This window comes from Labrys okinawensis, from assembly GCF_002982075.1.
In the GTDB taxonomy this organism is placed as follows: Bacteria; Pseudomonadota; Alphaproteobacteria; order Rhizobiales; family Labraceae; genus Labrys; species Labrys okinawensis_A.
Genome location: NZ_PUEJ01000009.1, coordinates 46,996 through 73,647 on the forward strand (window position 1 = coordinate 46,996; position 26,652 = coordinate 73,647).

Genomic DNA, 26,652 nt, shown 5'->3' on the forward strand with positions numbered 1-26,652 from the left:
AGTTTCCGGCCTGTGATACGGTCAAAGGAACGGCCCGGCATTGCACGGTCGAGGCAATGCCGGGCCGGATCGGCTTATTCGTAGACGGCCTTGCCGTCAGCCTTCACTTCGCTCTTCCAGGCGGTGCGAACGGTGTCGATCACCTCCTTGGGCAGCGGGATGTAGTGCAGCTTTTCAGCCGTGGCGGCACCGTCCTTGTAGGCCCAGTCGAAGAACTTCATGACCTCGGCCGACTGCTTGGCATCCTTGGGATCCTTGGGCAGCAGGATGAAGGTGGTCGAGACGATCGGCCAGGAAGTCTCGCCGCCGACATTCACCATGGAGACCGCGAAATCCTTGGCGCCCTTCCAATCGGCCTTGGAGGCGGCGGCCTGGAACGCTTCCACCGACGGCTTGACGGCCTTGCCGTCCTTGTTCTTGAGCTTGGTCGTGGTCAGCGCGTTGTTGGCGGCATAGACATATTCGACATAGCCGATGGCGCCCTGGGTGTTCTTCACCGCGCCGGCAACGCCGTCATTGCCCTTGGCGCCCGAACCGGCGGACCACTGCACCGAGGTGGCGGCGCCGATATTGCCCTTCCACTCTTCGCTCACGGCCGAGAGGTAGGAGGTGAACACGAAGGTGGTGCCCGAACCGTCGGCGCGATAGACCGGGGCGATGTCGAGGTCGGGAAGCTTCACATCCTTGTTGAGCTCGGCGATCTTCGGATCGTTCCACTTGGTGATCTTGCCCTGATAGATCTCGGCGATGATCTCGCCGGTCAGGGTGAGTTCGTCGGCCTTGACGCCCTCGAGGTTGACGATCGGAACGACGGCGCCGATCACGGTGGGGAACTGCAGCAGCTTGGCGGCGGCGAGCTTGTCGGTAGCCATCGGGGCATCCGAAGCGCCGAAGTCGACGGTGCGGTTGGTGATCTGGGTCTGGCCGCCGCCCGAGCCGATCGCCTGATAGTTCAGGGCGGTGCCGGTCTTGGCTTTGAAATCGCTGCCCCAGGCGTTGTAGACCGGGGCGGGGAAGGTGGCGCCGGCGCCGGTGATGTCGGCGGCGAAGGCGGCGGTCGCGGCGATCGTGCCGGACAGGGCTACCGAAGCGGCGAGCGCGAGGAAGGAAAGCTTCACGGTCTATCTCCGTTGTTCTCTGGACAGGCGCTACGACCGTTTACCGGTCGGCAACCCTGTCTACGGCGCGACTCCTAACAAGCCGGCAGCAACGGTTCTATGACAGTTAGGCTATCGTTTTATGACAAATAAAACCATTATCATTCAATGAGTTGATTGGATCTTGTCAACGGACTCGCCCAGGCGTGCGAGGCGATTGTTAAAAACCGTCGAGACCTCATGACGGCGGCCGCGACCTTATTCGTCATACCAGGCGCGAGAATACCGACCGGCCTTGCCGGAGCGCCCGGCGATTTTCGGCATCAAATCAAAGATTTGGCGACGGGCGCCTGACGGAATCGCAAGGCGCTGAAAATGCCTGTCAGTCGATCTGGTCGATCTTGACCGAAAAGACCGTGCTTTCGCCCGGTACGCTCTCGATGCCGAGGCGGCCGCGGTGGCGCGCCACGATGTGCTTGACGATGGCGAGCCCGAGGCCGGTGCCGCCCTTCTCGCGGGACTTGGCGGTGTCCACCCGGTAGAAGCGCTCGGTCAGGCGCGGCACATGTTCGGCTTCGATGCCCGGGCCGTAATCGCGCACCGTCACCACCGCCTCGCGGCCCTTGCCCTGGGGCTTGGGCAGCGAATCCAGGGTGACCTCGACCTTGCCGCCGGACGCGCCGTATTTGATGGCGTTTTCCACCAGATTCTCGAAGACCCGGATCAGTTCGTCCCGCTCGCCGCGCACCTCCAGCGTCGGAACGCGCTTGTCGATGCTGAGCGCGACGCCGCGATCCTGGGCGAGGGGACCGAGCGTGTCGGCGACATGGCCGACCACGGCGCCGAGCTCAACGGGCTTGTCGGGCTGGACATGGGCATTGAGCTCGATGCGCGAGAGCGACAACAGATCGTCGATCAGCCGGGACATGCGATTGGCCTGGGAGCGCATGATGTCGAGAAATTTCTCGCGCGCGGCGACGTCGTTGCGTGCGGGCCCCTGCAGGGTTTCGACGAAGCCGAGCAGGGAGGCGAGGGGTGTCCGCAGTTCATGGCTGGCATTGGCGACGAAATCGACCCGCATCTGCTCGACCCGGTGGCGCTGCGTGACGTCGCGCAGCACGATCACCACGAAGGCCGTGCGTCCGTTCTCGCCGGCAATGGTGGAGATCTGCGCCTCGACGACGCGGTCGATCGGCACGCGTTCGGAATATTCGATCTGCCGGCTGGCCCCGGTGTCCAGGGCCGAGCGGATGGCATCGACCAGTTCCGGCACCCGCAGGGCGTAGGTCAGAGCCTCGGAGATGCGCAGATTCGGCACGATGTCGCGGGCGCGGCGGTTGAAATAACGAACCGCAAGCTCCGAATCGAGCACGATGACCGGATCGGGAATGGCCATCACCAGGTCGTCGAAGGAAGGCTTGCCGCTGCTTTCGGGAGGAGCGGGCCTTATGCTGCCGTCATGTCCGCCGGTCGAGGGAATGGCGCCCGTCGCGGCGACGATCATGGCGAAGATGAGCAGCCCGTGCCAGGGATTGGCGCCGTCCCACAGCACGAGGGCGGCCAGCAGGAAGGCGATCGAGAGCACCAGCCAGCGGCGGCCCCAGATGCGGTTCAGGATGTTTCGGTTCGAGCCCACAGGACCAGCTACACCGCTCCATGCCAATTTCGTCAAGAGCCGGGAGCGTTCCATCACCATCGACATTGCGGCTTTCCATTCAAAGCGTCTTGCGATCCGCGAGATTGATCTCAAATCGCAAAAACGCGTCCAACCAGAGAGCTGGAGCAAAAGGGTGTTTCTAGCGGAACGCGCTTTTGCTCTAGGCATTGTGGAATTCGTTCATGCTGGCAATGTAGACAGAGCGATGACAGTTTCACGACGATCGTTCGGATTTGGAGGGGTTCCATGACAAAGAAGGCCGGCAAGCAGGCTGACGAGGCGCTCAGGAAGGCGATTGCCGGGTTTCGCCTCGATGAGCCCGACCTGCCTCCGGAGATCGACGAAGCCGCCTTCCGGTCGGGCAACTATCCGCATAAGGAGAAGCTGAAATCCAAGCTCTATGAGCGGGATCTGCACGCTCTGCAGATCGAGCTCCTCAAGGCGCAGACCTGGGTCAAGGAGCAGGGCGAGCGTGTGGTGGTGGTGTTCGAAGGGCGAGACGCCGCGGGAAAGGGCGGTGCCATCCATCGCTTCACCCAGCATCTGAGCCCGCGCGACGCGCGTGTGGTCGCGCTGTCGAAACCGACTCCCACCGAGCAGGGACAGTGGTATTTCCAGCGCTATGTCAGCCAATTGCCGACCAAGGGCGAAATCGTGATCTTCGACCGCTCCTGGTATAATCGCGGTGGCGTCGAGCCGGTCATGGGGTTCTGCACGCCGGAACAGACCGACAAATTCCTGCATGAGGCGCCGCAATTCGAGGCGATGCTGGTGCGCGACGGCATCCGCCTGTTCAAGCTCTTCCTCACCATCGGCCAAGCCATGCAGCTCAAGCGCCTGCATGCGCGCTATACAGACCCGCTCAAGCAGTGGAAGCTTTCGCCGATCGACCACAAGGCGGTGGGCAAATGGGATGCCTATTCGGAGGCCTATGACCGCATGCTGGCGGCGACCGATACGGTCGATACGCCCTGGACCATCATCAAGGCCAATGACAAGCTGCGCACCCGCCTGGCCGTGATCCGCGCCGTGCTGGCGAATCTGCCTTATCCCGACAAGGACGAGAAGCTCGTGGGCGGGCAGGACGGCAAGATCGTTCTGAGTGCCGAGCATTTCCTCGCCAATGGCGGGGAAATCTAGAGCAAAGCGCGTTCAAGCGTGAACGCTTATTTGCTCCAACTCATTGTTCTGGCACGTCTTTGAGATTCTAGGTGACTCCGGCTAATCGCAAAACGCTATAGGTGCGCGCAGCGGGAGCATGCCGAGCTTCAGCTCTCCTGCGTCATTGCAGCCTGCGTGGGGAGCGGAGGCGGGCCGCTTATAATCCTTGCCGGCCTCGGGAACCAGGCGCGCGCCTGCACGTTTCCATCGTGGCGGCCGGCCGGTCGGGTTGGGCGAATGTCGCGTCATGACTTCGCCCCGCGCCCGGGCGATGCCGCCCCGTACAACAGGACGAGGGAGCGCAGCAATGCCACACACGACCGAACAGCGCATCCGAATGAAAGCCTATGAGATCTGGCTGCGCGAAGGCTGTCCGGAAGGCAGCGATCTTCGCCACTGGGAGATGGCCAAGAAGTTCATCGTCGGCGAAGAGGCAAAATCGGCGCTGACCTCGCGCTTCTATGATGTGCACGAGCTCAACGAGAGGGGAGAACCCGAGGCAAAGGCCGCCCCAGCCGCAGCCAAGCTCAAAGCCCGCAAGCATTGAGCAGCCTTGGCGGCTTTCAGGCCATTCGTGCTCTGTAGCGAAGCCCGGCCGTGACGCGATCCTGACCGGCCGGCTCAGTCCACGGGCGCGCGCAGATGCAGCGAGAAGCCCGTTTCGCCCGGCGTTTCCAGTCCGGCTCGCAATTGCATGGTCGGGATCAGGTAGTCGCCGGCATTCTGGCGGCGATAGGGGATGGGCGACGTGGACGGCAGCGTTCGCATTCTTTCCCGCAGGCGCTCGGCCAGAGGCTCAAAGCCCGCTTCCTTGAGGCCGTCGGCCCTGTAGGCGACGAAGGGCGGCAGCACGTCGTAGCCGGGATAATAGAGAATTCCGTGATGGATGGGGAATAAGAGGTCGTCGATCGGGCCGTTGATGCCGCGCGCCGTGTAATGCTCTTCCCAGCCGCCGGCCGTGACGATCAGCATCGCCCGCTTGCCGGCCAGGGTTCCCTCGCCATAGCGGTCCCCCCAGCGCTTGTCGCTGTGCTCACCCACGCCATAGGCAAAACCGTAGGCGAAGACGCGATCGACCCACCCCTTGAGGATGGCGGGCATGGTGAACCACCAGAGGGGAAACTGCAGGATCAGCATATCAGCCCATAGCAGTTTCTCGATCTCGGCCTTGACGTCGTCGGTCAGCGCCCCGGCCTCGAAGGCGGCCTTTGAGGCTTGCACGGGTATCAGCCGGGCGCCGGCTTCCAGTGCCGGAAAGTCGGCCCGATCGACCTCGGATTTCCATTCGTCGGCATAAAGGTCGGACACACGAACCTCATGGCCCTGGGCCTGGAGTTCGGCGATGGCGACGTCGCGGAGCCTTGCGTTGAGGGAACGGGGTTCGGGATGGGCGAAGACAAGCAGGACTTTCATAGTGCGGTTCCAGCGATGAGAAATCATGCCTGAAAGCTAGGGAAGCTCCATATAATTCGCTATACCTGAGGAATGGATAATATTGTGCCGAATTATGGATAAGTCAGACGTCACCCTGGAGCGCATGCGCAGCTTCGTTCGCGTTGCCGAGCGCGGAAATTTTTCCGCGGTCGCCCGCGAGCTGAACATCGGCCAGTCCAGTGTCACGCGGCATCTGAGCGAGCTCGAAGATGCGCTGGGCGTGGCCCTGCTCAGCCGCACGACCCGGCGCGTCTCGCTCACCGAGGAGGGCAGGCGTTACTATGCCCATGCCGTCCAGATCCTGCGTCTGGTCGAGCAGGCCGGCGACGAGGTGCGGCAGGCGCATGGCGAGCATGCCGGCACGGTCCGCCTGTCCTGCACGGCGGCCCTCGGCGTTCGGCATATTGCCCGCCTGCTCTTTGCCTTCCAGGACCGCCATCCCGAGATCAGGATCGAATTCAGCCTCACCGACGAACGAATCGATCTGGTCCGGGAAGGGGTCGACCTGGCGCTGCGGCTCGGGCCCCTCGATGACAGTTCCATGAAGAGGCGCTCCCTGGGCCGCAGCCGTCGCGTCCTCGTGGCAGCACCGGACTTCCTGGCCCGATATGGACGGCCGCGTACGCCCGAGGACCTGGCCGGGCTCGAGGGTATACGCATGTCGAACATTGCGGGCAGCGAGACGCTCGTTCTCGAGGGGCCCGACGGAAGCCGCCATGCCGTGCCCTTCGGCGGGCGGCTGCAGGTCGATCACGGGCTTGCGGCGCGCGAAGCATTCGCCGAGGGCCGGGGTTTCGGCCCGACCCATGTCTGGCTGGTCGACGATCTCCTGGAGCAAGGTCGGCTGGAGCCGATCCTGCCCGACTATGTGCCGGCGCCCACGCCATTGAACATGCTGATCGTGCCCGAACGCGCCGGCATTGCGCGCGTCAGGCTGCTGATCGAGTTTCTCGTCGGCGCGATCGCCCGGCTGCCGGGCATCGAAGCGAAGGCGCTCTGAGCGCTGTCTTGCGTAACGCTACAGCCTGAAGATGCGCTTGGGCAGCAATTCGCCGTGGTCGAGTTCGGCGAGCGCCACCAGGGTGCCGCCGGACATCACAGCGGCCACGCCTTCGAAGACCGGCGCGTCCCGCCCGCGCAGGATTACGCCCTGGCCGCGGGCGAGGCGGCCGGCGTCGTGCTGGGAAACCACCAAGGTCGGCAGGGCCTCGAGGGCGGTTTCCACCGGCAGCAGGGCTTCCGCCAGCGGGGGCAGATCGGAGGCGCCCTCCTTCATGGCGCGCAATTCGTCGGGCGTCACCGCGTCCTGCTCGTCGAAGGTACCGACCACCGCCCGGCGCAAGGCCGTGACATGGCCGTAGCAGCCGAGATCCCGGCCCATGTCGCGGGCGAGTGCCCGGACATAGGTGCCCTTGCCGCATTCGGCCTCGAAAGTGGTGGCCTCGCGGCTGTATTCCACGATGCGCAGGGCGTGCACCTCGATGTCGCGGGCCTCCAGTTCGACCTCCTCGCCGTCCCGCGCCAGGTCATAGGCACGCTCGCCGTCGACCTTGATGGCGGAAAAGCGCGGCGGGACCTGGCTGATCACGCCGGTATAGCGGGGCAGCAGGGCCTCGACCTCGGCCCTTTCGGGCCTGATGTCGGAGGTCGCCACCGGGCTACCCTCGGTGTCGTCGGTGTTGGTCTCCGTTCCCCAGGCCACGGTGAAGCGATAGACCTTGCGACCGTCCATAACATAGGGGACCGTCTTGGTGGCTTCGCCGAGAGCGATGGGCAGGATGCCGGAGGCCAAGGGATCGAGCGTGCCCGCATGACCGGCCTTCTTGGCGTTGAACACGCGCTTGACCACGGAGACGCCCTGGGTCGAGGTCATGCCGACGGGTTTGTCGAGGATGATCCAGCCATTGACCTCGACGCGAGTGGAACGGGGAGCACTCATTCCTCGTCCTCCTCCTGGCCCGGCAGCTTTTGCTCGAGATCGCGGCTGACCTCCGGCTGGCGCAGGAGCGTATCGACCTTGGAGGCGTAATCGAAGGTCGTGTCGATGAGGAAGCGGAAATTGGGCGCGTATTTCATGGTCACCCGGCGGGCGATCAGGCCGCGCAGATATTTGGCATGGGAAGCCAGGGCCCTGATCACGGCCTCGCCATCCCCGCCGCCCAGCGGCATGACATAGACGGTGGCGACCTTGAGATCGGGCGACATCCTGACCTCCGGCACGGTGATGACCTTGCCTTCGAGCACGGGATCCATGATTTCGCCGCGCTGCAGGATGTCGGCAATGGCATGGCGGATCAGTTCCGCGACGCGGAGCTGACGTTGCGAAGGGGCCTTGGAAGAGGAGGGGGTAAGACGGGGCATATTTGCTTTCGTTGAAGTTCCGTGGTTCCTCAGGTTCGGATCATAGCGCGGCTGCGGCGTTGCCAAAACCCGAGAAGGAAGCAGCCCAACATTAGGCCAACGTTGAGAAGCATGTTCATATTATCCAGCACGCGCGAAACGCAGCCTTCCTCGACCGCCCATTTGTAAATCATCGATTCGTCCGTCAGAGACTCCAGCACGCCGAGGAGTATGACGGGGACTGCGGCTAAGGCGGCCAGGAATGACAGCCAGGGGCGGCGTGCAAACCAGGCCGCAACTGCAAGGAGAAGCACCATTGCTGTCCACCAATAACGAGATAATAGCGAACCATCATTAGGGTTCCACGCGTCGCCGGCCACCTTGTCGCAGACTTCGGCCAGTACCGGGGCTGTCATTGCAAACCAAAGTGCACCCCCGCGAACGAGTGCTGAGGTCATGTCTGATAATCTCGACATCAAAGAGGGGAGTTCAAGACGCGGCATGTAAAGTCCCGGAGTGCAGACATCCCGTCCGCTCTTGCCTCTATTGACAGATGAGCCTCGGCAAGAAGAGCGGATAGAGTATCCGCGCTCCATAAACAGCAATGGCCGGGCTTGCACCCGGCCATTGCGCGATTTCCTGCCGAGATCGATCAGAGCGTACGCTTGATTTCCTCGACGCGGTAGCACTCGATGACGTCGCCGGAGCGCATATCCTGGTAGTTCTCGAAGGCCATGCCGCATTCCTGGCCGACCTGGACTTCCTTGACCTCGTCCTTGAAGCGCTTGAGCGTGGACAGCTTGCCTTCGTGGATGACGACGTTGTCGCGGATGAGGCGGACATTGGCGCCGCGCTCGACATGACCATCGGTGACGCGGCAGCCGGCGACCTTGCCGACCTTCGAAATGTTGAACACTTCGAGGATCTGGGCGTTGCCGAGGAACTCCTCGCGCAGGGTCGGCGCCAGCAGGCCGGAGAGCACGCCCTTCACGTCATCCACGAGGTTGTAGATGATGTTGTAGTAGCGGATCTCGGTGCCGGTACGCTCGGCCGCCTCGCGGGCTTCCTTATGCGCACGCACGTTGAAGCCGATCACGGCAGCGCCAGAAGCTTCGGCCAAGGTGATGTCCGACTCGGTGATGCCGCCGACACCCGAATGGATGACACGCGCCTTCACCTCGTCATTGCCCACCTTGTCGAGGGCACCGATGATGGCTTCCACCGAACCCTGCACGTCGGCCTTGACGACCAGCGGCAGTTCGCGGGCACCGGTGCCGGCCTTGACGGCCGCCATCATGTCGGCGAGCGAGCCGCGACCGGTCGACAGGCGAACGGCGGCGTTCTCTCGCTTCTGGCGCTCGCGATATTCGGTGATCTCGCGGGCACGGGCCTCGTTCTCGACCACCGCGACGCGGTCACCCGCCTCCGGCGTACCGTTGAAGCCGAGCACCTCGACCGGCACCGACGGGCCGGCGGCCGGCATGGTGGCGCCGGTATCGCTGACCAAAGCGCGCACCCGGCCCCATTCGGCGCCGGCGACGACGATGTCGCCGACCTTGAGCGTGCCGCGCTGCACCAGCACGGTCGCCACCGGGCCCCGGCCGCGGTCGAGCTTGGCTTCGATCACGGTGCCTTCGGCCGCACGGTCGGGATTGGCCTGCAGGTTGAGGATCTCGGCCTGCAGCTGGATGGCTTCCAGCAGCTTGTCGAGATTGGTGCGCTGCTTGGCCGAGACCTCGACTTCGAGGGTTTCGCCGCCCATGCTTTCGACTTGGACGTTGTGCTGGAGCAGCTCGGTGCGCACGCGCTCGGGCTTGGCATCGGGCTTGTCGATCTTGTTGACCGCCACGATCATCGGCACCTTGGCGGCCGCGGCGTGGTTGATGGCTTCCACCGTCTGCGGCATGACGCCGTCATCGGCCGCCACCACCAGCACCACGATATCCGTCACCTTGGCGCCGCGGGCGCGCATGGCGGTGAAGGCGGCGTGGCCGGGCGTGTCGATGAAGGTCACCTTGCCGCCGAGCGGCGAGGTCACCTGATAGGCACCGATGTGCTGGGTGATGCCGCCGGCTTCGCCGGAGACGACATTGGCCGAGCGGATCGCGTCCAGCAGCGAGGTCTTGCCGTGGTCGACATGGCCCATGATGGTCACGACCGGCGGGCGCGGCTCGAGATGATCGTCGATGTCGGCCTCGTCGAACAGGCCCTCCTCGACGTCGGCTTCCGAGACGCGCTTGGCGGTGTGGCCGAGCTCTTCCACGATGAGCTGCGCCGTATCCGCGTCGATGACGTCGTTGATCTTCTTCATTTCGCCCTGCTTCATCAGCAGGCGAATGACGTCGACCGCGCGTTCCGACATGCGGTTGGCGAGTTCCTGAATGGTGATCGCTTCCGGAATCACCACCTCGCGCATGATCTTTTCCTTGGCCTCGACATGGCGATGGCCGGTCATGCGCTGGGTGCGGCGGCGGAAGGAGGCGACGGAGCGCGTACGCTCGTCCTCGTCCCCGGTCGCGCTGGTGACCGTCAGGCGGCCGCGGCCCTTCTGTTCGCCGGCGCGCGGTGTTGCTTCGCGACGCGGAGCGGCGGCACCGCCACGACCGGCGCTGCCCGGACCGCGACGCACGCCGCGATTGCCGTCATCGTCATCCGCAACGGCACGGGCGCGGGTCGGTCCGCCGACATTGCGGCCGGCTGGCGGCGTGATCGCGGGTTCCGAAGGGGCAAAGGCAGAGGTGCCGCGATTGGCACCGAAGCCGCCGCCGGGACGCCGGTCTCCGAAGCCACCTTCGCGGGGCGGGCCGCGACGTTCGCCGAAACCGGTACCGCCTTCCCGCGGCGGGCCGCGGCGTTCACCGAAACCAGTGCCGCCTTCACGCGGCGGTCCACGACGCTCGCCGAAACCGGTACCGCCTTCACGCGGCGGACCACGGCGTTCACCAGCCGGCCCTGCGCCGCCTTCACGCGGACGCCGGTCACCGAACGAAGTGCCGCCTTCGCGCGGCGGCCGCCGGTCGCCGAAGCCTTCGCGACGGTCTCCATAGCCGCCCGGGCGGGCCGGTGCTGCCCCTTCACGGGGCGCCGGCGTGGCTTCGCCCAGATGGCGCCGCGCCTCGGCCTCGCCATGACGACGGGTTTCTTCCTCGCGGCGATGACGCTCTTCTTCCTCGCGCTTGCGGATTTCCGCAGCCTTGCGCTCTTCCTCGCGACGGGCTTCCTCGGCCGCACGGCGCACCGCTTCCTCGGCTGCGCGCTTGCGCTCCTCGGCTTCGCGGACACGGGCTTCGGCCAGCACGCGCGTGCGGGCGTCCATTTCCTCGCTGGACAGCGTGCGCAGAACCATGCCGGCACCCGGACGGTTCGGACGCTGGCCCTGGGGAGGACGACCTGCCATTGGCTGCCCCGGGCGTCCGCCCTGCTGGGGCGCGCCTGGGCGTCCCGGGGCGGGAGCAGCCGGACGCGGCGCCGCGGGAGCGGGCGCCGCTGGAGCTGCGGGACGGGGAGCTGCCGGGGCGGCTGCAGCCGGAGCCGCGGGCGCTTCCGCTCGCGGGCTCGGCGCCGGAGCGGCAGCCACCGGAGCGGCAGGCTTCTCGACGACCGTCGGCGCGGGCTGAACCGGCGCGGGCGTCGGAGCCTTGGGAGCTTCCACCGGGCGCGGCGCTGGGGCCTGTTCGGCAGCGCGCGGGGGCGGAGCCGGTTGGGGCGCTGCTGCCGCCGGAGGAACTGCCGGCCGCGGGGGTGGCGCAACGGGGGCAGCCTGGCGCGGCGGCGCCGCAGGCGGCGGTGCGGCAGGCGGGGTAACGGGGCCTGACGGACGTCGCTTCACCGTCTCGACGACGACAGTCTTCGAGCGGCCATGCGAAAAGCTCTGGCGAACCGTATCCGGCGCGCTCGAGGGCCGCTTCAGCGTCAGCGTCTTGGTGGGCGGAACAGTCAGCGTATCGCCCGGGTTTTTCGTATCAGTCATTCCGTGCCAAATCCTGCGGGTCGCCCCGTTTCATTCGATAGTTCAGCTGACGTCGTCGCCGTCTTGCGACGGGGCGGCATCTTGCGTTGAGGGTTCGTCGTCCGCTTGCAGCGGGGCTTCGGAGGATGGATGTGGCTCAGCCGAAGCCAGTCCGCCATCCTGCCAGAAAGCAAGCGCTGCAACGCGATCCAGGAATCCGGTAACCGCCGGGCCCGCGCAGAGCGCAGCATGTATCACATTTGTCCGCCCTAATGCCAAATCCAAATGGGCAGAATCGAAAATCGTAATGAAGTTTGGTGCATTTCTATCCAAATAGGCCCGTTTGACGGCTTGTGCAAGCTTGCGGCCACCATCTTCGGCACCGTCACGCGCCTGAATCACGGCGACGAGGCGGCGTGAAACGCGTTCGGATTCGATGGCGTCCATCACTTTGGCGAAGCCGGAGAGCACGAGTCCGGCCTTGTTGGCAAAGCTGAGCATGTCGAGCGCCGCCTTGCGCAGGAGCCGCTCAATGACATCGGGCAGATCGGCCGGCACGTCGACCGGGCGTTTGAGCAGGCGGGCAAAGGCCCGCTTGCGCATGGCTTCCTCGACGCTGGCACGATTGGCGGTGACCCAGACGCCGCGCCCCGGCAGGACGCGTTTGAGATCGGGGGTCAGGGTGCCGTCTGGTGCCGCGACCAGGCGTATCAGCGTGTCGACAGGACGTACGAGGCGCGTGGCCGCACACAGGCGCTCGCGCGCCCGGCGGTCGTCGTCATCCTCGATGCGTTCTGTCAGCACTATGGGTCATGCTCCATGCTCGGAGAGTGCGGAGGCTTCCGTGTCGGCGGCCCCTTCCTCGGCAGAGTCTGCGTCGGTTTCAGCCGGTGCCTCGACCCAGCCGGCCTTGATGCGGGCGGCCATGATGATCGCCTCGGCCTCGTCGCGGCTGAGTTCGAAGCCGTCGAGATAACCGGCATGCTTGGTGGTCTCGCCGTCCTTGCGCTCGGTCCAGCCGACGAGATCGTCCGTGGCGCAACCGGCGAGGTCCTCGACGGACTTCACGTCGTTCTCGCCCAGTGCCACCAGCATGGCGGTGGAGACGCCCTCGACCGTCTTCAATTCGTCCTCGACGCCGAGCGCCTTCCGTTTGGCGTCGAATTCTTCCTCGACCGCAGTGAGATAGTCGCGGGCGCGGGTCTGGATCTCGGCGGCCGTTTCCTCGTCGAAGCCTTCGATCGACGACACGTCGGTGGGATCGACATAGGCGACTTCCTCGACGGTGCGGAAGCCTTCGGAGGCGAGCAGCTGGCCGACGACTTCGTCGACGTTCAGCGCGGTCATGAAGGTCTGGGTGCGCTGCACGAATTCCTTCTGGCGGCGCTCGCTCTCCTCGGCCTCGGTCAGGATGTCGATGTCCCAGCCGGTGAGCTGGGAGGCCAGGCGCACATTCTGGCCGCGGCGGCCGATGGCCAGCGAAAGCTGGGCCTCAGGCACGACGACCTCGATCTTCTCGGAATCCTCGTCGAGCACCACCTTCGACACTTCGGCCGGCTGCAGCGCATTGACGATGAAGGTGGCCACATCAGGCGACCAGGGAATGATGTCGATCTTCTCGCCCTGGAGCTCGCCGACCACCGCCTGCACGCGCGAACCGCGCATACCGACGCAGGCGCCGACCGGATCGATGGAAGAATCGCGCGAGATCACGGCGATTTTGGCGCGCGACCCGGGATCGCGGGCCACGGCCTTCACCTCGATCACGCCGTCATAGATCTCCGGCACTTCCTGTTCGAAGAGCTTGGACATGAACTGGGGATGGGTGCGCGACAGGAAGACCTGCGGACCGCGCTGCTCGCGGCGCACGTCGAAGAGATAGGCGCGGATGCGGTCGCCGGGGCGGAAGACTTCGCGCGGCAGGAGTTCGTCGCGGCGCACCACGGCTTCGCCGCGGCCGAGATCGACGACGACGTTGCCATATTCCACACGCTTGACCAGGCCGTTCACGACGGTGCCGACGCGGTCCTTGAACTCGTCGAACTGGCGGTCGCGCTCGGCCTCGCGCACCTTCTGCACGATGACCTGCTTGGCCGACTGGGCGGCGATGCGGCCGAAATCGAAAGGCGGCAGGGTTTCAGCGATCCAATCGCCCACCTGCGCGGCCGGATTCTTGCGGCGCGCATCCTCGAGCAGGATCTGGGTGGCGTCATTCTCGATCTGGTCGACGACGAGGAGGAGGCGCGACAGGCGGATCTCGCCGGTCTTGGGATTGATCTCGGCGCGGACTTCCGTCTCCTGACCATAACGGGAGCGGGCGGCCTTCTGAATCGCGTCTTCCATCGCGGCGAGCACGATCTGACGATCGATCACCTTCTCGCGGGCGACGGCGTCGGCAATTTGCAACAGTTCCAGGCGGTTCGCGCTGACGGCCATGATTCTTTCCTCTCAGCGGGTTTTTGGTTGTCTAGGCGGCTTCTTGGACGGCGACTCCGGATCGGGCCCTTCGTCCGATTCCAGCTCGGCCGCTTCCTGAGCCTCGAGTTGTGCGGCGAGCGCCTTGGAGGCCGCCTTGGCGCGGCGCAGCGATTCCGTCACCAGCGCATCGGTCAGGACGAGATGGGCTTCGCTCATCTCGTCGACCTTCAATTCCACGTCGGTGGCCTCGCCGGGACCGGAATCGATACGGCGAATCCGGGCCTTGTTGCCTTCGGCGCCGAGCAGGATGCCCCGGAACCGGCGGCGGCCGGCCACGATCAGGGTCATTTCGATCTTGGCCTCGTGGCCGGCCCAGCGCTGGAAATCGCTGACGCGCACCAGCGGGCGGTCGATCCCCGGCGAGGAGACCTCCAGATGATAGGCCTTGCCGATCGGATCGTCGACGTCGAGGACGGGCGAGAGCGTCTTGGAGATCAGCTCGCAATCGTCCACGGTCATGGTGCCGTCGGGCCGCTCGGCCATGATCTGCACGGTGCCGCCATTATTGCCGGTCAGGCGCACCCGCACGAGGCGGAAGCCGAGCGGCAGGATGGTGCGCTCGGTGATCTCCGCCACGCGCGCGGCAACGCCCGTCTCGGTGAGGCGGCGCGGTTCGTTCAACGCGTCGGCCGACGAAGCGGCTTCGCTGACAATGGCTTGCGGTTCGTTCACGCAACCCTCGAAACAAAAAGAGCGGGTCCCGGGTGGGGCCCACTCTCAAAACCAACGATCAAGCAGACCGTCTATGAGATGTCTCATCGAGACAGCCGCAATATAGGGATTTTTCGCCGCCATGCAAGGAAGGAATTGTTCACCTTGTTGACGGGCGGGCCTTCGGCGCTCCTGTTCCGGCCAAAGATCCCGATGGCCAGGGCCGTATCCCTGACGCTCCATCCTGTCACGCCTTCACCGGGCCCGCGCTCTCGCGCTCGTCGAGCGCACCTTTCAGCATGGTCAGCCGCTGCGGAGCTGCTTCTCCCCGCATCAACTGCAGCAGCAGTTTCGCCCCCGTCGATCCGAGGTCGAAACGCGGCTGGCGAATGGTCGTCAGGGTCGGCTCGATGAAATCGCCGAGCTCGATGCCGTCGAAGCCGACGATGGACACGTCCTGCGGCACCCTGAGGCCGCCCCGGCGGATGGTGGTCATGAAGGCGATGGCCATTTCATCGCTGGTGGCGACCACGCCGGTCGGCCGACGTTCCAGGGCGAGGAAGGCCTTGCCCGAAGCGATGCCGGAGGCGAAATCGTAACTGCCCTCGAAACGCACGAAATCATCGGGCCCGAGGCCGGCGGCGGCGATCTCGGCCTGGAAGCCCGCATAACGATGACGCTCGTTGTAGTTGCCCCTGGGGCCAGCGAGATAGGCCAGGTATCGGTGACCTCTGTCGAGGAGATAGCGTGTCTGGGCCCTGCAGCAGACCTCGTCGTCGACCACCACGGCGGGGATGTCCGGAACGTCCGTCTCGGCGCAGACGCCGACGATGGGAATGCCGGAATCGGCGATGGTGCGTCCGGCATGCGAGGGCACCGTCGAGGCAAGCACCAGCGCTCCGTCGATATGGCCGCCGAAGACGAGGTCGACCAGATATTTCTCCTTGCCGTCGATGCTGTCGAGATTGCCCATCAGCACCGCATAGCCGGCCTGCGACAGGGCGACGTCGATGCCCCTGAGCACCTCGCTGAAGAAGGGAGGATTGCGCCGGGGCCCGACCACCACCAGCACCGTACGGGAGGAGCCGGCGCGCAACTGCCGGGCGGCTGTGTTGGGGGTGTAGCCGAGGTCGCGCACGGCCGCGAGCACGCGCTCGCGCGTCTCGGCCTGGACGCGGTCAGGAAAGGTGAGGGCACGGCTGACGGTGGCGGTCGAGACGCCGGCGGCGCGGGCCACGTCGCCGATGCGGATCTTGGAGACGTCGCGCGGCGCGCGCCTCTGGATGCGTCTGGCTCGTTCCTTGGCGGGCGGCATAAGACTACCGTTCTCCAACCTGCTGGCAAAACTTCGAAAAAGCTCTGCCATCTGCCTGTTTGCGGGTGCGACCGGAGCCCTGAGCCAATCCCCTTGACACGAACCCCGATCGCAATCAATATCCCGACGCTTGCAATCGATTACATAAACATAGCATGCGATCCTTTAGGGAGGATGTCCATGGAAAAAATGAGGGCGATTCTGCAGCGGGCTCCGGCACGCTCCATGCTGGCCGGCGCACTTGCCGCGCTGGCTCTTGGCAGCCCGATGCTGGGCGGGCAGGCCATGGCTCAGGACAAGCCCAAGGCCGAGGTAATGCACTGGTGGACGTCGGGCGGCGAGGCCGCGGCCGTGAAGGTCTTCGCCGACCAGTACACCAAGGCCGGCGGTGTATGGGTCGACTCGGCCGTTGCCGGCGGCCAGGCCGCACGTTCGGCTGCAATCAACCGCATCGTCGGCGGCAATCCGCCCACTGCCTCGCAGTTCAACACCGGCAAGCAGTTCGACGATCTGGTCAGCCAGGGCCTGCTCAACACCGTTGACCAGGTTGCCGAGGAAGGCAAGTGGAAGAGCTTCCTGCCGCCCTCCTTCATCGAAGCCGCGAGCCGCGAGGGGCATATGTATGCCGTTCCGGTGAACGTGCACGGCCAGAACTGGGCTTTCTATTCCAAGGAAGTGCTCGACAAGTCCGGTGTCACCGCCGTGCCTACCAACTGGGACGATTTCTTCGTCGCCCTCGACAAGATCAAGGCGGCCGGATTTACCCCGCTGGCGCAGGGCGGTGAGCCCTGGCAGGAGCGTCTGCTGTTCAATGTCGTGCTGCAATCGGTCAGCAAGGACACGTTCATGCGGCTCTATGCCAAGGACGATGCCACTGCCATCGATACGCCCGAGTTCAAGAAATCGGTCGAGATTTTCGGCAAGCTGCGTGCTTACACCGATGCCGGCTCGCCGGGACGCAACTGGAACGATACCACGGCTCTCCTGATCACCAACAAGGCCGGCGTGCAGTTCATGGGCGATTGGGCCAAGGGTGAATTCAAGGCGGCAAACAAGGAAGCCGGCAAGGATTTCTATTGCCAGATCGGTATCGACGACAAGGAACTGGTGATCGGCGGCGACGTCTTCGTCTTCCCCAAGACAAGCGATGAGGCCCAGATCAAGGCGCAGAACCTCCTCGCCTCGACCATGCTGTCGCCCGAGACCCAGGTGTTGTTCAATGTTCAGAAGGGCTCGATGCCGGTGCGCACCGATGTCGATGCCAGCAAATTCGATCTGTGCGCCCAGAAGGGCATGAAGCTGCTTGCCGATCCCGCGCATCAGACGCCGGTGATCGACATGCTGGCCAGTGCGGACCTGGTCGGTGCGCTCGAGGATGTCATCACCAATTTCTGGAACAACAAGAACCAGACACCGGAAGACTTTACCGCCAAGTTCGCGGATGCGCTGAAGGCGGCGCATTAAGGCTAGTCCGGAAATAACCGAAACACCGTCTTTGTCATGCCCGGGCTTGACCCGGGCATCCGGCGGCCCCGTCTCCGGGGCTTCTAAGGCTGGGTTGCCGGGTCAAGCCCGGCAACGACAAAGGCCGGGCCAATTCGTTTCGTTTATTTTTCGACGAATCCCAAGTTCCTCGGGGTGGGTCGCCAGGCCAGCCCGGCCCGCGCGCCGGCAAGCCGGGTGAAGACCGGCCCCAATTCCCACCGCAAGACGGATCCTGAAGGAGGTCGCAATGACCGAGCCTGCAAGATTGTCGCGTCCCAATCCTCGGCCCTACCGTCTGAACATGGCGGCCCTGGCCCTGATACCGGCCTGGATCATCGTCGTCGCCGCCTATATCGGCACGATGGTCTGGACGATCGTCATCTCCTTCACCGGCTCCAAGCTGCTGCCGGTCTATAATTTCGTCGGTTTCGACCAGTATGTCCGGTTGTTTGCCTCGGATCGCTGGCAGGTTTCGGTGTGGCATCTGGCCGTCTTCGGCGTGCTCTTCATTGTCTGCTGCCTGATCGTCGGCTTCCTGCTGGCGGTGGCGCTCGACCAGAAGATCCGCTTCGAAAACACGTTCCGCACCATCTTCCTCTATCCCTATGCGATGTCCTTCATCGTCACCGGTCTGATCTGGCAGTGGCTGATGAATCCCAATCTCGGCATCCAGAACACGGTGCGCAACTGGGGCTGGACGAGCTTTACCTTCGACTGGGCGGTGAATTCGAATCTTGCCGTCTTCGCCCTGGTGATCGCCGCCATCTGGCAGGCCTCGGGCCTGGTGATGGCGCTGATGCTGGCGGGGCTGCGCGGCGTCGACACCGAATTGTGGAAGGCGGCCAAGATCGACCGCATCCCGACCTGGCGGGTCTATGTCTCCATCATCATACCCATCCTCACCCCCACCATCACCACGGCGACGGTGCTGCTCTCGATCGCGGTGATCAAGGTCTATGATCTGGTGGTGGCCCTCACCAATGGCGGGCCGGGCACGGCCTCGGAAATGCCGGCCAAATTCGTCATGGACAATCTCGGCCAGCGCCAGAACATCGGCCTCGCCACGGCGGCCTCGACGATGATGCTGATCACGGTGATCTGCGTGGTCTCGCCCTGGCTCTACCATACCTATTTCCGCAGGCAGTCGCGGAGGCCGACATGAGCGCCCTCGAGACACCGCGCGGGCGCAAGCCGGCCCGCCTCACCCCCGGCCGCATCGGTCTCTACGTCTTCCTGGTGGTGGCAGCCGCCTTCTTCCTGCTCCCGGCCGTGGTGATGGTGCTGACATCGCTCAAGACCATGGAGGAGATCCGCCTGGGGCAGATCTTCGCCCTGCCGCAGGCCTTCGACCTCGCCGCCTGGAGCAAGGCGTGGTCGTCAGCCTGCACGGGCCTGGCCTGCAATGGCATCAGCGTCGGCTTCCTCAATTCGGTGAAGATCCTGATCCCGAGCGTGGTAATCTCCATCGCCGCCGGCGCGATCAACGGCTACGCGCTGTCGCTGTGGAACGTGCGCTACGCCAATCTGCTGTTCGGCATCCTCCTGATCGGCGCCTTCATTCCCTATCAGGTCTTCATCTATCCGCTGGTGCGCGTCTCCTCGCTGGCCGGCATCTTCCAGACCCTGCCCTGCATCGTGATCGTGCACACCATCTTCGGCATGCCGCTGATGACGCTGATCTTCCGCAACTACTATGCCAGCCTGCCGGCCGAATTGTTCAAGGCGGCACGCGTGGACGGCGGCGGCTTCTGGCAGATCTTCTTCCACGTCATCCTGCCGATGTCGACGCCGATGCTGATCGTGGCCGCCATCCTGCAGGTCACCGGAATCTGGAACGACTTCATCCTCGGGCTGACCTTCGCCGGCGGTGCCAATTCGCCGATGACGGTGCAGCTCAACAATATCGTCAACTCCACCACGGGCGAGCGAGCCTACAACGTCAACATGGCGGCGACCCTGCTGACGGCCTCCGTACCGCTCATCGTCTATTTCGTCTCCGGACGCTGGTTCGTGCGCGGCATCGCCGCCGGCGCGGTGAAGGGATAAAGCGCATGCACAACACGCCTTCCTCCGTCACCGTCAAGGATCTGTCGATCCGCTATGGCGCGGTCTCGGTCATTGACAATCTCCAGCTCGACATCCGCCAGGGCGAGTTCATCGTGCTGCTCGGACCCTCGGGCTGCGGCAAGTCCACCTTGCTCAACGCCATCGCCGGCCTCCTGGAGATCAGCGATGGCGAGATCTGGATTTCGGGCAAGAACGTCACCTGGGCCGAGCCGGCGGATCGCGGCATCGGCATGGTGTTCCAGTCCTACGCGCTCTATCCGCGCATGAGCGTGGAGGGCAACATGTCCTTCGGCCTGAAAATGGCCGGCGTGCCGAAGGCCGAGATCGCCGAACGGGTCGCCAAGGCGTCCAAGCTCCTGCATCTCGATCCGCTCCTGCAGCGCAAGCCCTCCGAGTTGTCGGGCGGCCAGCGTCAGCGCGTCGCGATCGGACGCGCCCTGGTGCGCAATGTCGACGTCTTCCTGTTCGACGAACCCCTGTCCAATCTCGATGCCAAGCTGCGCAACGAGCTCCGGGTGGAGATCAAGAAGCTCCACCAGGGCCTCGGCAACACCATGATCTATGTCACCCATGACCAGATCGAGGCCCTGACCCTGGCCGACCGAATCGCCGTGATGAAGGGCGGCGTCATCCAGCAATTGGCCAGCCCGCTCGAGATCTATCACAAGCCGGCCAACCAGTTCGTCGCCGGCTTCATCGGCTCGCCGGGCATGAACTTCATCGAAGGCCAGCTCTCGGGAGGGCCGGGAGCCTGGCGTTTCCAGGCCGATGGCGAGAGCATCGATCTCGCGGCCTATGCGTTCGCCCAAGATCCCGGCGCGAATGCGCCTGGGGGGCGCAAGGCGGTGCTCGGCATCCGGCCCGAGCATATCGATGTCGGCCCCGCGCCGTCCGGCCGGCATGCCGCCCGTGGAAAAATCGACATCGTCGAGCCGATGGGCGCCGAGACGGTGCTGTGGACCAGCTTTGCCGGCAAGCCCGCCACCATTCGCGTCGACGGCGACAATGAAAGCGGTCCCGGCGACGAGATCGATTTTCATTTCGACGTCGGGCGGGCCTCGCTGTTCGACGCGGAAAGCGGAGAGCGCCTGTGAAGAGATGTCATCCCGGCCGCGCTGCAGCACGCAGTGGTGCAGCGCAGATCCGGGACCGCGACCCGAAAGAAACGCCTCTTTCATCTTACGATCCCGTGTCTGCGACGCAGCATTTCATGCTGCATCGCGCACGGAATGACGCACCGCCTATTTACCCAACCCGTTGATTTGTCTCATTTCATGAAAGGACCTGTCATGACTTTGCAACATCCCCTGTCGTTCCAGCTCTATTCCGGGCGCAATTTCCCGCCGCTCGAGGGCCAGCTCAGGACGATCGCCGAGGCCGGATTCAGCAATGTCGAGCCCTATGGCGCCTTCTACGCGGACGTGCCCGCCGCCGCCCGCCTGTTCAAGGAATTCGGCCTGACCGCCAAGAGCGGCCATTTCGGCATCGATTCCCTGGAGGCCGATTTCGACCGCAATCTTCGTATTGCCGAGGCGCTGGGCATCGACACGATCGTGGCGCCCTATCTGATGCCCGACGCCCGCCCCAAGGATACGGCGGGATGGAAGGCGTTCGGCGATCGGCTGGCGGCGGTGGCACGCAAGGCTCGTGAGGCCGGCTATGCCTTCGCCTGGCACAATCACGATTTCGAGTTCATCGCCCTGCCGGATGGCTCCTATCCGATCGAGCACCTGCTCGTCGACGATGTGAAATGGGAAGCGGACATCGCCTGGATCGTCAGGGCCCATGCCGATCCCAAGCCATGGATCGCGCGTTATGGCGCCATCATGCCGCTCGTCCACGTCAAGGACATCGCGCCGGCCGGCGAGAAGGTCGACGAGGATGGTTGGGCCGATGTCGGCACCGGCGTGGTCGATTGGGCGACGATCTGGCCGCTTTGCGTGGCTGCGGGCGCCGAGATCATGGTCGCCGAGCATGACAATCCCTCGGACCTCAAGCGTTTTGCCACGGTGAGCGCCGAAGCCATGCGCAAGCTGGCGGGGATTTGAAGAGTGTGCCGATCTCCGGATCGGCACAGGCTGCAAAACGTGCCGATCCCGCGCCATCGACTGCCATCGATGGCGCTGAGGAGATCGGCACACCGAATCTTCAGGAGACCATCATGCCTTTGCGCGTCGGATTGATCGGCTGCGGCAATATTTCAGATATCTACCTTCTCAATGCCGGTTTGTTTCGTGATTTCGATTTCGTCGCCTGCGCCGACCTCAGGGAGGAGGCGGCGAAGAAACAGGCCCAGAAATACAATCTGCAGCGGCGCAGCATCGAGGCGCTGCTGGCGAGCGACGATGTCGACATCGTGCTCAACCTCACCATACCCGAGGCGCATGCCCAGGTCTCGCGTGCCGCGATTGCGGCCGGCAAGCACGTCTATGGCGAAAAACCCCTGGCCACGCGTCTCGCCGACGGTATCGCGCTGATGGAGGCGGCGAAGGCGAAGGGGCTGAGGGTGGGATGTGCACCCGATACGGTGCTCGGCGCCGCCATCCAGCAGGCGAGACTGCGGATCGATGCCGGCGAGATCGGCCGGCCCCTGATCGGCACGGCCGCCGTGCTCGGGCACGGCATGGAGCACTGGCACCCGAACCCGGAATTCTTCTTCAAGCCCGGGGCCGGGCCCGTCTTCGACATGGGCCCCTATTATCTCTCCACCCTCGTCAACCTGTTGGGGCCGGTCGCCTCCGTGATGGCCTTGAGCCAGAGCGGCTTCGAGGAGCGCGTGGTGACGACGGAGGGCTCACCGTTCAAGGGGCAGAGCATCAGGGTGGAGACGCCGACCAGCATCCAGGCCCTGCTCGCCTTCAAGTCCGGCGCACAGATTACCTTCCTGGCAAGCTGGGACGTCTGGGCCCATGGCCAGCAGCCGATCGAGCTGCACGGCACCGACGCATCGCTGCGTGTGCCGGATCCCAACTGGTTTGGCGGCGAAGTCTCGCTGGCCCGCCCCCGCGAGGCCTGGGAAAGCCACGCCTCGTCCGGCGACCGCTTCGGCCAGCCGAACTGGCCGGCGGACCATCCCGTCAATGCCAATTATCGCGGCCTCGGCCTTGCCGACATGGCGCGCGGCATCGTCGACGGCCGCCCCCACCGCGCCAGCGGGGAGATCGGCCTGCACGTGCTGGCGGTGATGGAAGGCATCCTCACCGCCGCCGAGCAGAAGCGGCCGGTGCTGATCGAGCAGGGTTGCGAACGGCCCGCGCCGCTCGGCGACGAGGAGGCGAGGGGGCTGCTGGCCTGAAAATACGCCGAAGGGAGGTCGGTCTTATTCGTCCACCGGCTTCCATTCGTCGCGGCCGAGGTCGATGACCTTGGGATCGCTGCTCGCGGTGCCGGCGCGTCCCTTCGGCGCCGGGACGGGGCCGTCGCGCCACTGCCGCAGCAGGCTCGGCAGCAGGAGGGCGAAGCCGATGAGGTCGGTGACGAAGCCGGGAATGATCATCAGCACGCCCCCGAGCGCCACCATCAGGCTCTCGCGCGCGGCACCGTTGCTCGGCTCGCCGCCCTGCATCGCCCGCATCAGGCGCGAGAACACGGTCCCGCCCTGCCGCCGCAGGAGCGAGGCACCGATGAAGGACGTTGCCACCAGGGCGATCAGCGCCAAGGCGATGCCGATCCGGCCCGCGACCCAGACGAAGGCGGCGATTTCCGCGAAAGGCAGGATCACAAGTCCGGCCAGACCGAGCCAAGCCCAGCCGGCGGGGACATTGAAGCTGCGTGCGGTCATCGGTGTCGTTTCTCCTGAAGCAGGGACGCGTTCTGCCGCAAATGCGTCCTTGCAATCCTTGGTGCCTCCGCCAAACAGCAAAACGCTTCGACGGAGCCCCTCTGCGGCAAGGCCTTGCGCAGCGGCATGCGCCGCATGCTGGCCATGTTTGCCCTTCATGGTAGCATGAAGCTGGCAAACTGCCCGATGCACACCATATAGGTGGGGATTGTGGCATTGCCACAGGGGACTGTAGCCGTTATTTCGAGTCGTCACTCGGTCGGTGGGGATGCTGAAGGCACAAATGGGTAGTTTTGATATCATCACGCTGGTGTTTCTGGGGCTCGCGGTGTTCGTGATCTTCAAGCTGCGTTCCGTGCTTGGGGAGCGCACCGGTGCCGAGCCTCCGACATTCGAAGGGGTGCGACGCGATGCCCAGCCTGCGTCCCGCGACGACAGGGGCGCCAACCCCCCGCAGCGCGATGCCGAATCCCCCATCGAGGCGCAGATGCCGACATCCGCCTTCCGCTGGGAAGGTTTTGCCGAGAAGGACACGCCCCTGGCGGCCGGGTTCGATGCGATTGCCGCCGTCGATCCGAGCTTCCACCCCCAGAGCTTCATCCCGGGGGCCAAGGCGGCCTATGAGATGATCGTCACCGCCTTCAACAATGGTGACCGCAAGACACTGAAGAATCTGTTGTCGCGCGAGAATTTCGACGCGTTCTCCCAGGACATCACCGAGCGGGAGGCACGCGGCGAGACCGTGCAGGCCAATTTCGTCTCGATCGACAAGGCCGATATCGTGGCTGCCGACGTCAAGGGCCGCGTCGCCGAGCTGACCGTCAGCTTCGTCTCGCAGATGATCAGCGCCACCAAGGACAGGAACGGCGCGGTCGTCGACGGCAGCCTCGATCAGGTGGCTGTTGTCACCGACACCTGGACATTTGCGCGCGATACCAGCACCAAGGATCCCAATTGGCGCCTCGTGGCGACCGGCGGCTGAGCGCGGTCGGAAGAGGCGGGCGGGCCACGGTATCGATGTCATGGGGATCTTGCGCCGAGTCGGGCCTTTTGCCGCTTTCTTCGTCGCGGCCAGCATAGCCTGGGCCGGCGAGCGTCCTTCGCCGCCTCCGCTTCCGGCGGGAGCGACGGCCACGTTGGTTCCCTTCGGCAAGCTTGCGGGATGGAAGCGGGACGACCACGCCAAGGCTTGGCAGGTCTGGCTCGCTTCGTGCCGCTCCCAGGCGGAGAACAATCCCGCTCTCGATGCCGGCGTACCGGTTCCCAAGGATCTGGCGAGCCTGTGCCGCGAGGCCCTGAAACGCGGCGCGCTGGCGGCTCCGGCGGCCCGCGCTTTCTTCCAGGCCCATTTCAATGCCTGGCGCATCACCACGCAGAAGGGCAGCGGCCCCACGGGCGGAAAGGCCTTCTACACCGGCTATTACGAGCCGGAGATCCGCGGATCGCTGGTGCGGGAGGGCGAGTATCAGACCCCGCTCTATGACCGGCCGGCCGATCTGGTCAGTTTCGAGCCCAATGCCGTTCCTCCCGGCTTCGAAGGCTACAGCGCAGCCCGGCGCAAGCTCGACGGCAGCCTTGAGGTCTATCCCGACCGCAAGGCGATCGAGCAGGGAGCCCTGGACGGGCAGGGGCTCGAGATCGCCTATGTCGCCGATCCCGTCGACCGCTTCTTCATGCAGGTGCAAGGCTCGGGGCGGCTGAGGCTGCCGACCGGCAGCGTGGTGCGCTTTGCCTATGCGGGCAAGAACGGCCAACCCTATTCCGCCATCGGCAAGGCGGTGGCGGACAGGCTCAACATACCGCCCCGTGCCGTCACCATGGCGGGCCTCAGGGATTTCCTGGCGCGCGACCCGAAGCAGGCGCGCGAGGTGATGTGGGTCAACAAATCCTTCGTCTTCTTCAAGGTGGCGCCTTTCCTCGGCGCCGATGCCGGCCCGATCGGGGGCGAGGGCCTGCCGGTCACGCCGCTGCGCTCCATCGCCATTGATCGCAAGATCTGGCCCTATGGCCTGCCTGTCTTCGTCGAGACCGCGATTCCCGATGTCGGCGGCGGGGTGAAGCCCGAACCCATCCGCAAGCTGATGATCGCCCAGGACACGGGATCGGCCATCATCGGCCCGGCGCGGGCCGATATCTTCTTCGGATCGGGCGCCAAGGCGGGGGCGGTTGCCGGCGCGGTCCGCCACGGCGGCGGCTTCTACGTGTTATGGCCCAAGCCGCAGCCTGATACGAATGTCGCCTCCGAGGGGCGCCCATGACCCGCCGCAAGGGATTGAGCGCCGAGGACAGCGAGCTCTGGGCCTTCGTCACCCGGGAGATCACCCCGTTGAAACGCCGGCGCCGCAAGCCCGCCGTGGCCAAGGCCGCGACGAAGGCGGCGGAAACGCTGCCCGAGCCGGCGGCGGCGCCCGCCAAGCCACCGGTGAAGCCGAAATCCGCGGCCGGCCGTCCCGCCAAGCCGCCAGCCGCGCCGCCAATGCCGCCGATAGCGCCCATCGACAAACGCGAGCGGCGCCAGGTCGTGCGCGGCACGCGCGCCATCGACGCCAGGATCGATCTGCACGGCATGCGCCAGGCCGAGGCCCACGGGGCCTTGCGCGGCTTCCTCGCCATTGCCCAGATGCGCGGCTATTCGATGGTGCTGGTCATCACCGGCAAGGGCGGCGGCGGTGGCGGCGATATGGCGTTTTCGGGCGATGAGCGCGGAGTGCTGCGCCGCGTGGTGCCGCAATGGCTGCGCATGCCCGATCTCAGGCCGCTGATTCTCGGCTTCGAGGAGGCGCATCATGGGCATGGAGGCAGCGGCGCCCTCTATGTCCGGCTCCGCCGTATCCGGAGAATCGGCGAACGATGACCCCTTTCGGCGCCCGATTGCGTGCCTTGCGCGCGGCCCGCGGCCAGAGCCTCAAGGAGATGGCGGCGGCGCTCGGCGTTTCGGCTGCCTATCTGTCGGCTCTGGAGCATGGTAAGCGCGGACAGCCGACCTGGATCCTGCTGCAGCGGATCATCAGCCATTTCAACATCATCTGGGATGAGGCCGAGGATCTGCAGCGCCTGGCCGCGTTGTCCGATCCTCGCGTCGTGGTCGACACCGCCGGCCTGTCGCCCCAGGCCACCGAACTCGCCAACCGGCTGGCCCAGGACATCGCAAAACTGCCCGAGGCGGAGGTCGAGGCGATGCTGTCGCGGTTGAAGGCGATCGATGGCGCATGAAGGCTGGATATCCAAGCGTGCCAA

Annotated in this window: 25 protein-coding genes; 13 read left to right on the plus strand and 12 right to left on the minus strand. The window is 65.0% G+C overall.

Features of this window, described 5'->3' with window-relative positions:
* Nucleotides 1-74: 74 nt before the first annotated feature.
* Both pstS and C5L14_RS22220 read right to left on the minus strand, forming a co-directional pair.
* Nucleotides 75-1,118 (minus strand): phosphate ABC transporter substrate-binding protein PstS, encoded by a 1,044-nt coding sequence (gene pstS / locus C5L14_RS22215; RefSeq protein WP_105864271.1) that lies wholly within the window; start codon nucleotides 1,116-1,118, stop codon nucleotides 75-77.
* Nucleotides 1,119-1,479: 361 nt separating this feature from the next.
* Nucleotides 1,480-2,799: an ATP-binding protein gene (locus C5L14_RS22220; protein ID WP_245443499.1), complete on the minus strand. Its 1,320-nt coding sequence runs from the start codon at nucleotides 2,797-2,799 to the stop codon at nucleotides 1,480-1,482.
* Nucleotides 2,800-3,000: 201 nt separating this feature from the next.
* Between C5L14_RS22220 and ppk2 the strand changes: the two genes are divergently transcribed.
* Nucleotides 3,001-3,894, plus strand: coding sequence for a polyphosphate kinase 2 (ppk2, locus tag C5L14_RS22225; RefSeq protein WP_105864272.1), 894 nt, complete (start codon nucleotides 3,001-3,003; stop codon nucleotides 3,892-3,894).
* A 328-nt stretch (nucleotides 3,895-4,222) separates the two neighbouring features.
* Nucleotides 4,223-4,462 carry a DUF2934 domain-containing protein gene (locus C5L14_RS22230; RefSeq protein WP_105864273.1) on the plus strand — a complete coding sequence of 80 codons (240 nt, stop codon included), beginning with the start codon at nucleotides 4,223-4,225 and terminating at the stop codon, nucleotides 4,460-4,462.
* Between the two features lie 74 nt (nucleotides 4,463-4,536).
* On the opposite strand, the gene C5L14_RS22235 is transcribed toward C5L14_RS22230, so the two are convergent.
* Nucleotides 4,537-5,328 carry an NAD(P)H-dependent oxidoreductase gene (locus C5L14_RS22235; RefSeq protein ID WP_105864274.1) on the minus strand — a complete coding sequence of 264 codons (792 nt, stop codon included), beginning with the start codon at nucleotides 5,326-5,328 and terminating at the stop codon, nucleotides 4,537-4,539.
* A 94-nt stretch (nucleotides 5,329-5,422) separates the two neighbouring features.
* Between C5L14_RS22235 and C5L14_RS22240 the strand changes: the two genes are divergently transcribed.
* Nucleotides 5,423-6,349: a LysR family transcriptional regulator gene (locus tag C5L14_RS22240; RefSeq protein ID WP_105864275.1), complete on the plus strand. Its 927-nt coding sequence runs from the start codon at nucleotides 5,423-5,425 to the stop codon at nucleotides 6,347-6,349.
* A gap of 18 nt (nucleotides 6,350-6,367) precedes the next feature.
* Here the strand turns inward: C5L14_RS22240 and truB are convergent, their stop codons facing one another.
* From truB to C5L14_RS22280, 8 genes are all read right to left on the minus strand, one after another.
* Nucleotides 6,368-7,288, minus strand: a complete 921-nt coding sequence (gene truB / locus C5L14_RS22245; protein WP_105864276.1) for a tRNA pseudouridine(55) synthase TruB — start codon at nucleotides 7,286-7,288, stop codon at nucleotides 6,368-6,370.
* Complete coding sequence (rbfA, locus tag C5L14_RS22250; RefSeq protein WP_105864277.1) at nucleotides 7,285-7,710, minus strand: 30S ribosome-binding factor RbfA; 426 nt, start codon at nucleotides 7,708-7,710, stop codon at nucleotides 7,285-7,287. Before rbfA ends, truB begins: the two co-directional genes overlap by 4 nt.
* 29 nt (nucleotides 7,711-7,739) lie before the next feature.
* Complete coding sequence (locus C5L14_RS22255) at nucleotides 7,740-8,147, minus strand: hypothetical protein (RefSeq protein WP_146126996.1); 408 nt, start codon at nucleotides 8,145-8,147, stop codon at nucleotides 7,740-7,742.
* Between the two features lie 194 nt (nucleotides 8,148-8,341).
* On the minus strand, nucleotides 8,342-11,659 hold the full coding sequence (gene infB, locus C5L14_RS22260; protein ID WP_105864279.1) for a translation initiation factor IF-2: 3,318 nt from the start codon (nucleotides 11,657-11,659) through the stop codon (nucleotides 8,342-8,344).
* 42 nt (nucleotides 11,660-11,701) lie between these two features.
* The gene (locus C5L14_RS22265) at nucleotides 11,702-12,442 is read right to left on the minus strand and encodes an RNA-binding protein (protein WP_245443500.1); all 741 of its coding nucleotides are present in this window, start codon (nucleotides 12,440-12,442) and stop codon (nucleotides 11,702-11,704) included.
* A 6-nt stretch (nucleotides 12,443-12,448) separates the two neighbouring features.
* Nucleotides 12,449-14,074 (minus strand): transcription termination factor NusA, encoded by a 1,626-nt coding sequence (nusA, locus tag C5L14_RS22270; protein WP_181161294.1) that lies wholly within the window; start codon nucleotides 14,072-14,074, stop codon nucleotides 12,449-12,451.
* 12 nt (nucleotides 14,075-14,086) lie between these two features.
* The gene (rimP, locus tag C5L14_RS22275; protein ID WP_245443501.1) at nucleotides 14,087-14,788 is read right to left on the minus strand and encodes a ribosome maturation factor RimP; all 702 of its coding nucleotides are present in this window, start codon (nucleotides 14,786-14,788) and stop codon (nucleotides 14,087-14,089) included.
* A 226-nt stretch (nucleotides 14,789-15,014) separates the two neighbouring features.
* The gene (locus C5L14_RS22280; protein WP_181161295.1) at nucleotides 15,015-16,082 is read right to left on the minus strand and encodes a LacI family DNA-binding transcriptional regulator; all 1,068 of its coding nucleotides are present in this window, start codon (nucleotides 16,080-16,082) and stop codon (nucleotides 15,015-15,017) included.
* 180 nt (nucleotides 16,083-16,262) lie between these two features.
* Here C5L14_RS22280 and C5L14_RS22285 point away from each other — a divergent pair, with 180 nt between their 5' ends.
* The 6 genes from C5L14_RS22285 (at nucleotide 16,263) to C5L14_RS22310 (ending at nucleotide 22,929) form a co-directional block, all read left to right on the plus strand.
* Nucleotides 16,263-17,546, plus strand: a complete 1,284-nt coding sequence (locus C5L14_RS22285; protein ID WP_245443502.1) for an ABC transporter substrate-binding protein — start codon at nucleotides 16,263-16,265, stop codon at nucleotides 17,544-17,546.
* Nucleotides 17,547-17,814: 268 nt separating this feature from the next.
* Complete coding sequence (locus tag C5L14_RS22290; RefSeq protein ID WP_105864283.1) at nucleotides 17,815-18,729, plus strand: carbohydrate ABC transporter permease; 915 nt, start codon at nucleotides 17,815-17,817, stop codon at nucleotides 18,727-18,729.
* Nucleotides 18,726-19,613, plus strand: a complete 888-nt coding sequence (locus C5L14_RS22295) for a carbohydrate ABC transporter permease (protein WP_105864284.1) — start codon at nucleotides 18,726-18,728, stop codon at nucleotides 19,611-19,613. Before C5L14_RS22290 ends, C5L14_RS22295 begins: the two co-directional genes overlap by 4 nt.
* A 5-nt stretch (nucleotides 19,614-19,618) precedes the next feature.
* On the plus strand, nucleotides 19,619-20,728 hold the full coding sequence (locus tag C5L14_RS22300; RefSeq protein WP_105864285.1) for an ABC transporter ATP-binding protein: 1,110 nt from the start codon (nucleotides 19,619-19,621) through the stop codon (nucleotides 20,726-20,728).
* 195 nt (nucleotides 20,729-20,923) lie between these two features.
* Nucleotides 20,924-21,682, plus strand: a complete 759-nt coding sequence (locus C5L14_RS22305) for a sugar phosphate isomerase/epimerase family protein (RefSeq protein WP_105864286.1) — start codon at nucleotides 20,924-20,926, stop codon at nucleotides 21,680-21,682.
* A gap of 113 nt (nucleotides 21,683-21,795) precedes the next feature.
* A complete protein-coding gene (locus C5L14_RS22310) occupies nucleotides 21,796-22,929 on the plus strand; it encodes a Gfo/Idh/MocA family protein (RefSeq protein ID WP_105864466.1) in 1,134 nt (377 codons plus the stop codon).
* A gap of 24 nt (nucleotides 22,930-22,953) precedes the next feature.
* Here the strand turns inward: C5L14_RS22310 and C5L14_RS30450 are convergent, their stop codons facing one another.
* The gene (locus C5L14_RS30450) at nucleotides 22,954-23,415 is read right to left on the minus strand and encodes an FxsA family protein (protein ID WP_181161296.1); all 462 of its coding nucleotides are present in this window, start codon (nucleotides 23,413-23,415) and stop codon (nucleotides 22,954-22,956) included.
* 283 nt (nucleotides 23,416-23,698) lie between these two features.
* Here C5L14_RS30450 and C5L14_RS22320 point away from each other — a divergent pair, with 283 nt between their 5' ends.
* From C5L14_RS22320 to C5L14_RS22335, 4 genes are read left to right on the plus strand one after another with little or no spacing between them, the layout of a single operon-like run.
* A complete protein-coding gene (locus C5L14_RS22320) occupies nucleotides 23,699-24,397 on the plus strand; it encodes a Tim44/TimA family putative adaptor protein (RefSeq protein ID WP_105864287.1) in 699 nt (232 codons plus the stop codon).
* Between the two features lie 40 nt (nucleotides 24,398-24,437).
* The gene (gene mltA / locus C5L14_RS22325; protein WP_105864288.1) at nucleotides 24,438-25,673 is read left to right on the plus strand and encodes a murein transglycosylase A; all 1,236 of its coding nucleotides are present in this window, start codon (nucleotides 24,438-24,440) and stop codon (nucleotides 25,671-25,673) included.
* Nucleotides 25,670-26,269 carry a Smr/MutS family protein gene (locus tag C5L14_RS22330; protein ID WP_105864289.1) on the plus strand — a complete coding sequence of 200 codons (600 nt, stop codon included), beginning with the start codon at nucleotides 25,670-25,672 and terminating at the stop codon, nucleotides 26,267-26,269. The genes mltA and C5L14_RS22330 overlap by 4 nt, the downstream gene beginning before the upstream one ends.
* Complete coding sequence (locus C5L14_RS22335; RefSeq protein ID WP_105864290.1) at nucleotides 26,266-26,628, plus strand: helix-turn-helix domain-containing protein; 363 nt, start codon at nucleotides 26,266-26,268, stop codon at nucleotides 26,626-26,628. The genes C5L14_RS22330 and C5L14_RS22335 overlap by 4 nt, the downstream gene beginning before the upstream one ends.
* Nucleotides 26,629-26,652: the final 24 nt, after the last annotated feature.